Below are 5,986 nucleotides of genomic sequence, written 5' to 3'. Positions count from 1 at the left end.
TGAATTGCAAGGATGGATTGCTATGATTTTTCGACCCGCTACAGCGATTTGGGCGGCGGTTTGCTTAGGGATAATGTGTGGCGGCGCACATGCCGACGACGGTGCCGCAACGCCCCTGACTTTACAGGCCGCCTTGAGTGTGCCGTTGCAGCAGCAATATGGTGTGATGGGCGCAGAGGCTGATCTGCTCGGTGCCAAGGCAGATCAGCAGGAAGTGCAGAGTTGGTATGACCCGACCATCTCTGTCGAGGGGCGGTTGCGTTACATTCAGCCCAGCAATGCGGCAACCGATCAAAATGTACAATACGACAACGCACTGGGTATCAGTGCCCGCCAGCGTTTGTTCGACTTCGGTCTTCAGTCCCTGCGCGCTGACGCGGCCAAATCGGGCGTGACCGGTGCACAGTTGCAACTTTTCAGTGTCGAGCAGGCACAGCGCCTCGCCATTCTCAAAGCGTTCTTCGGCGTATTGCTGGCCGACCAAACCTACACGGTCGCCAATGAGCGCATGGCGATTGTGTATGTACGCTTTGACCAGGCCAGGGATCGAAAAGAGCTGGGCATGGCGTCCGATTACGATCTGGCAAGCTTGCAGCGGGAATATGAGGACGTTCTCCTTGCGCGTGCCAAGGCAGATGCCGAGCGGAGAATCAGTCGTAGAAAACTGGCTGAGCTGATGGGTACGCCGCAGCAGATTCTCTCCAAACTGGTCGCGCCCAAGTTCAATTCCCTGTTTGCACGAACGCCACCCGAAGTGGATCTGGCCATGAAGCGGGCATTGGCCGATGACCCCGGGCTTCAGGCGTTGCATGCCCGTTTCGAGGCGGCCGAACAATCATTACGGGCCGCGCGAGATCACAATGCACCGACCATCTACGCGCAGGTCAATGGCGATTACTACCAGCGGGAACTGGGTTCGCGCGACCCGTTCCAGGCGGGGGTGTATATCGACTTTCCACTGTACGACGGGCGTTTGCGCGACTCGAAAATCGGCAGGGCACAGGCCGACAGAATGCGGCTTGCCGCGCAGATTGCAGCACGTGAGGCCGACCTGCGTGATCAGGTGACCAAAGTGCTTGAAATGATTGACGTCTATCGCAAAGCCGCCATCAGTCGCGTCAAGGCCTTGGAGAATTATTCCGATCTCAACTTCACCCGCAAACAAACCTTGTACCAGATGGAGAAAGCGACCGATCTTGGCGATGCAATGGTTGAAGAATCTGCCGCGCAGTTGGAACGGATGCGGACAACCTTTGCGCTGGCAACGTACTGGGCCGAGCTGGCAAGCATGCAAGGTCAATCCATCGATTCGATTTTAACCTCGTCGCCATCTGCCTCAGCGGAGCAAAAAAAATGAACTTGCATTACTTGTCGAGCGAGAAAACAGGTCGGGCCGTGGGAAAAGCAATCTCTGTCCTGATCTTGGGGTTGTCACTTATTGGAGCGGTTAGCCCCGCTTTTGCTGCGGATGAACCGCAGACTCTGGATGGTCACCTGGCCTGGGCCGAGGTAACCCGACTTTCCACGCCGGTATCCGGTGTTGTGACCGAAATTCCGGTTCAACCGGGGCAACAGGTCGAAAAAGGTACCGTATTGCTCCGATTGGATCGCAAACCGCTTGCAGACAGATTGGCCGCCGCCGTGGCGATACGATTGGGACTGGTGCGCGCAGCGGCCGAGGCCAAGCGGGACGCGGAACGAACTCAGCAGCTTTATGATCGCACCGTAGCCTCAGAATCCGAGCGACAGGAAGCGCTGATCAAGCAGGAACAAGCCGTGGCGCGCTTGAATGAAGCCCGCGCCAAAGCTGATTTGCGGCAGTGGGAATTGGGTAAAACGACACTGACGGCACCCTATCCGGCCCGGATTTTGAGTGTTGATACGGCGGTGGGTGAAACGGTTTCCAGCGAACTGAATGCGCCTGTCCTGTTGCGCATTGCCCGAGCGGATCAAATGCTGGTCGTGGCAAATGCGTCTCCCGATGTGGCATCACAACTGTCCCTCGGGCAGAAAATGAATGTATTGGTCGGGCAGGCCAGTGCACAAGCCAGTGATCAGGCCAGTGTTCAGGCCAAGGTACAGGGAAAGCTCGTCGGTATCGTCAGCGAGCCACAGAACAATCAGAACGCAGCGATCAATTACCGACTACAAGTGCAGATAAAACCACAGAAGGACTGGATCGCGGGATTGCCGGCCAAGATCGAACTGTCGGACTGATTCACCGATGCAGCGCTAAAGCCCGTTCTGCTGCAACCACAGTTCAAACACGGCCAGATGCCAGAGTTTCGCCCCCTGAAGACGGGTGAAATGCTGGTCCGGCTCGGCCAACAGTCGGTTCACATAGGCCGGTTCGAAGAGCCCCCGGGCCTGCGCCGGGGGCGAACTTAAAATATCGCGCATGAACTCAAGAAACAGGCCGCGGACAAATTTCAGGGCCGGAACCGGGAAGTAGCCTTTGGGTCGGTCGATGACCGCATCCGGGATCCGGCCACGCGCAATGCGTTTGAGCATGCCTTTGCCCTCCAGATCGAGTTTGTGTGCCGCCGGCATTTGCATGGCGAGCTCGACCAGCTCGTGGTCGAGAAATGGCACACGGGCCTCAAGACCCCAGGCCATCGTCATGTTATCGACGCGTTTGACCGGGTCATCGACAATCAGCGTGCTGACATCCAGGCCCAGAACACGGTTGATATAGTTGCTCCCGCGAATGCGCGCGAGTTCTTCGCGGATGCGGCGGCTAGTGTGGTCTTCACCACGGAAGGGCGCGGTGATCATCGACATCAGTTCTTCGTGATCGCGGTCGAAATAATAGGGTGCGAATCGGGACAGATCGTCGCCGACGGCGGCATTCATTTGCGGATACCAGAAATAGCCGCCGAAGACTTCATCGGCGCCCTGACCGCTCAAGACGACTTTCACCTCGCGGGAAACCTGTTCCGACAGCAGATAAAACGCCACCGCATCCTGCGCGAACATCGGCTCGCTCATCTGCGCAACCGCTTCGGGCAGTCGATCCAGTACCTGACTGTTTGGAATATGAAAGCGGTGGTGTTTGGTTTGATAGCGTTCGGCAACCGGGTCCGAGAATTCGAATTCGCTACCTTTTTCTTCTGGCTGATCTTCAAAACCGATGGTGAAGGTTTGGGGCGCAATGCCCGCTTCATGCGCCAAGGCCACGATCAGCGAGGAATCCAAGCCACCGGAGAGCAACACACCCACCGGGACATCGCTGATGTCCAGACGTCGTTTAACGGCCCTGAGCAGGCCCGCGTGAATCTGCTCCTGCCATTGTTGCGCGTTAAGATCGTGGCGTTCGGTCGCGTCGATCTGCCAGTAACGTGTCAGTGTTTTCTTTCCCGCCGCATCGATCAGCAGGCTGTGGCCGGGTGGCAATTTACGCACGCCCTTGAGAATGGTGTGGGGCGCGGGCACCGACCCGTGCAGGGTGAACTGATGGTGCAATGCGATCGGGTCGAATTCGGTATTGACCGAACCACCCGCGAGCAGGGCGGGCAGGCTGGATGCGAAGCGAAGCGGGGCAGTGGGATTGGTCGGGTCTTCGGTGTAATACAGCGGTTTGATGCCCAAACGGTCGCGCGCCAGAAACAGGGCGTCGGACTTCAGATTCCAGATAGCGAAAGCGAACATGCCGGTCAGATGGCTGACGCAATCGGTGCCCCATTGCGCAAATGCCTTGAGAATGACCTCGGTATCGCCGGTGGATGTGAAGCGGTGCCCCAGTGCGCGCAGTTCCTGACGTAATTCGGGGTGATTGTAGATGGTGCCGTTAAAAGCCAACGCCAGCCCGTTTTCACGGTCGATCATCGGTTGCGCGCCGTGAAAGCTCAAATCCAGAATGGAAAGACGGCGATGCCCCAGCGCCAGCGGGCCATCGGAAAAGCTGCCCTCATGGTCGGGGCCACGTCGCTCCAGACGATCCATCATGCGCCGCACGGCCCCCAGGTCAGGGCGCGAGCCGGGCGCGGCCAGCCAGCCACAGATTCCGCACATGCGTTTATCCTTCGGTTAATCTAACCAGAGTCATTTAAGATGGGCGAATTTTAGCAGCCCGGTCACTTTCTGTTCCGTTTTTCGGCTCGTCAATTGGTCCAATGTTCACCGTCTTTGGTCTCGTGGCGGACCGTATGAATGCTCAACACACTGTTTGGTTTGATTTTATGACGATTCCTTCCTGCGCTATTTCATGGGCCGACGTGCAATGGCGAGCCGATGGCAGCCCGTACTCGCCCGACTATGGCGATATCTATTACTCGGCGGCAGGTGGATTGGCGGAGAAGAAGGCCGTGTTTCTGGAAGGGTGTGCCTTGCCCGCGCGATTCGCTGCCGGAACACCCACGCATGTACTGGAACTGGGTTTTGGCACCGGTTTGAGTTTTCTCACAACTTGGGCCGCCTTTCTGCAACACGCACCTGAACCGAATCCAACCCCTGGATTCAAGCCCGACTTGTTCTTCTATTCGATTGAAAAGCATCCGTGGTCCCGTGCCGATTTCCTGAAAATGGCCACGCAATGGCCTGAATTGGCAGCGCTCGCGGTCGAACTGGCCGAACAATGGCCTGATCCTTTGCTGGGATTCCACCGGCGATTTTTGTCTCACGGGCGCGTGGTTCTGACCCTGGTTTTTGGTGATGTCGACTGGGCGTTAAAGCAACTGCAAGCGCCGTTTCATGCTTTTTATCTGGATGGATTCAGCCCGCGGCTGAACGACGCCATGTGGTCGCCGCACGTATTCCGGGCGTTGGCCCGACTGGCTGCGGATGAGGCCAGAGTTGCCACCTACTCCTCGGCCAATGCGGTGGCCGAAGGGCTCACCGCCGCAGGCTTTCAGGTGGAAAAAGTGCCCGGTTTTGGTCTCAAAAAACACCGGCTGGTGGCGACACGGCGGCCGATGATGCGCAGTCGCAAACCCCATCGGCATAAACCGCCGACATCGGTTGTGGTGATCGGCGCGGGGATTGCGGGCTTGACCATGGCGTATGCCCTTGCCCGAAGGCAGGTTGAGGTAACCGTAATCGATGCCGCGGCCACGCTCGGTGAGGGTGCTTCTGGTAACCCGGCGGGTGTCTTGTCGCCCTTGTTGAGCCGGGATTGCCATGCCGCCACCCGGCTGACCCAAATCGGTTTGGGATTCGCGCGGCAACAGATCAAACAGTTGCAGCAGGCGGGATTCAGTGTGCCTGCCGCATTTGATGGCGTCGTGCAGCTCGCCCGTGACGATATTCATGCCCAGCGTCAGCAGCAAATCGCCGATGAGCAAAGTTACGCGCCGGAATTTGCGCAATGGCTCGATTCATCGGTCTTGTCCGGCAAGTTGGGGGTAGAAGTAACAGAACCGGGCTGTTACTTTCCTTCCGCCGGATGGGTATCGCCACACGATTGGCTAGTGGCCTTGCAGGCACACCCTGGGATTTCCCTTCGCATGAATACGGAGGTTGCCGATCTCTCCTTCGAGAATGGCTTCTGGCGCGGTTATTCGGTTTCGGGCGAGGTGTTGTTTTCCTCGTCTTGGGTCGTGTTGGCGAATGCAGGGGCCGTTTCGTCTCTTTTGCCGGAATTTGAATCCGTGCTTACGGCCTGTCGGGGGCAGGTGGATTGGATTGACCGAAGCGATTCCTCTGAGCTTGCGTATGTCCAAATGCCGCTGATGCGCGAGGGTTACATGCTGGATCTGCCGGATGGTCGGCGGGTATTTGGCGCCAGCTTCAAGCCGGGTGATCAGGATTTGGCATGGCGTGTTGAAGAACGAATGGAAAATCTGGAGCGACTGGCCGGATTGTCGCTAAATCTGGTTACACCCACGATTCAAGATCACAGCGAAAATCGGGGGCGCGTTTCACTTCGTGCAACAAGCCGGGATCGCTTGCCGATTGTCGGCGAGATACCCGGTCAATCCGGACTGATGGTCAATACCGGTCACGGCTCAAGGGGCTTGACTTGGTGCCCTCTGCTGGCGGAAGTATTGGC

4 protein-coding genes are annotated in these 5,986 nt (G+C 57.6%); 3 read left to right on the top strand and 1 reads right to left on the bottom strand.

Annotated features, from left to right (window positions below; genetic code table 11):
* A partial coding sequence (locus M7R55_RS11590) for a TolC family protein (protein ID WP_298220726.1) occupies positions 1 to 1,357 on the top strand: 1,357 nt, incomplete at its 5' end.
* Positions 1,354 to 2,217 (top strand): HlyD family efflux transporter periplasmic adaptor subunit, encoded by an 864-nt coding sequence (locus M7R55_RS11585; RefSeq protein WP_298220724.1) that lies wholly within the window; start codon positions 1,354 to 1,356, stop codon positions 2,215 to 2,217. The genes M7R55_RS11590 and M7R55_RS11585, both read left to right, overlap by 4 nt.
* Before the next feature lie 15 nt (positions 2,218 to 2,232).
* On the opposite strand, the gene M7R55_RS11580 is transcribed toward M7R55_RS11585, so the two are convergent.
* Positions 2,233 to 4,011, bottom strand: coding sequence for an N-acetylglutaminylglutamine amidotransferase (locus tag M7R55_RS11580; RefSeq protein WP_298220722.1), 1,779 nt, complete (start codon positions 4,009 to 4,011; stop codon positions 2,233 to 2,235).
* 167 nt (positions 4,012 to 4,178) lie between these two features.
* Between M7R55_RS11580 and mnmC the strand changes: the two genes are divergently transcribed.
* A partial coding sequence (gene mnmC / locus M7R55_RS11575) for an FAD-dependent 5-carboxymethylaminomethyl-2-thiouridine(34) oxidoreductase MnmC (protein WP_298220721.1) occupies positions 4,179 to 5,986 on the top strand: 1,808 nt, incomplete at its 3' end.

Source organism: Halothiobacillus sp., assembly GCF_027346185.1.
In the GTDB taxonomy this organism is placed as follows: domain Bacteria; phylum Pseudomonadota; class Gammaproteobacteria; order Halothiobacillales; family Halothiobacillaceae; genus Halothiobacillus.
The sequence above is the reverse complement of the archived record's forward strand: the minus strand, read 5'-3'. Positions and strand labels throughout refer to the sequence as shown.

Excerpts from the sequence above, each read along its gene's own strand:
- M7R55_RS11585 (WP_298220724.1), top strand. The coding sequence starts at position 1,354 with ATGAACTTGCATTACTTGTCGAGCGAGAAAACAGGTCGGGCCGTGGGA.
- M7R55_RS11580 (WP_298220722.1), bottom strand. The coding sequence starts at position 4,011 with ATGTGCGGAATCTGTGGCTGGCTGGCCGCGCCCGGCTCGCGCCCTGAC.